Source organism: Microcoleus sp. MON1_C5, assembly GCF_036701875.1.
Classification (GTDB): domain Bacteria; phylum Cyanobacteriota; class Cyanobacteriia; order Cyanobacteriales; family Microcoleaceae; genus Microcoleus.
In genome coordinates, this window is sequence record NZ_JAUBRN010000162.1 from 1 (window position 1) to 1024 (window position 1024).

The 1024-nt window shown below is 44.6% G+C and carries 1 protein-coding gene; it reads left to right on the forward strand.

Annotated features, from left to right (window positions below; all coding sequences use genetic code 11):
- Positions 1-936: IS1634 family transposase (locus QUA71_RS29165; RefSeq protein ID WP_445243842.1), on the forward strand; the 936-nt coding region annotated here is incomplete at its 5' end.
- Positions 937-1024: the final 88 nt, after the last annotated feature.

Sequence of the window (1024 nt, forward strand, 5' to 3'; positions counted from 1 at the left end):
GAATTAAAGGGGGTAGAAGGTTTAGATTGGATTACAGCATTAAGAGCGCCACAAATCCGAGAGTTGGTGGAACAAGATGCGATACAACTATCACTGTTTGACCAAAGAGACTTAGCTGCTATTCAATCCCCAGATTATCCAGGAGAGCGACTAATTGCCTGTCGCAATCCTTTTTTAGCCGAAGAACGAGCCACCACAAGAGAAGCGTTGCTACAAGCAACAGAGAAAGAGTTAGACAAAATTGTTACTGCAACCACTCGTGACAAACGTCGGTTAACCGGAGGCGAAAAAATTGGGGTGAGAGTAGGAAAAATTATCAATCGCTACCAGGTAGCCAAGCATTTTAATCTCGCAATCACTGACAACAGTTTCAGCTACAAACGCAACAGCGAGAAAATTGCAGCCGAAGCAAATTTAGATGGAATGTATGTGATTCGTACTTCGGTTTCAGAGTCGATATTAAATGACCCCTCAACCGTAAAAGCCTATAAAAGTCTGTCTCAAGTAGAGCAAGCATTTCGCTGTTATAAAACTATCGATTTGAAGGTGCGCCCGATTTATCATCGTTTGGCGCATCGGGTCAGATCGCACGTATTTTTATGCCTGTTGGCTTATTACGTGGAATGGCAGATGCGCCAGAAATTAGCGCCGTTGTTGTTTGAGGAGGAAGAATGGTTAGAGCCTGTGGAACCCAATTCAGTGGTTGTCCCGAATAAATCTAAGACTCCGGCAAAACGCAAAGCTTCAACTCAACGTAATTCCGACAATTTTCCGGTTCAAAGTTTTCGGACGTTACTGACTAATTTGGCGACAATTACTAAAAACCGGGTGCAACCTAAATTGGGGGGTGTTTCAGTTAGCTTTGATAAGCTGACGATACCGAGTCCTTTACAGCAAAAAGCTTTCGATTTACTCGGGGTTTCCCTGACTTTGTAGTCATGTATGGGGTGAGGGTTCTCACCCAGTTCGACCGCTGCCAGGGGGTTTGAAAACTCTCGCGATCAAGCGTGAGGGGTAAGTTCCG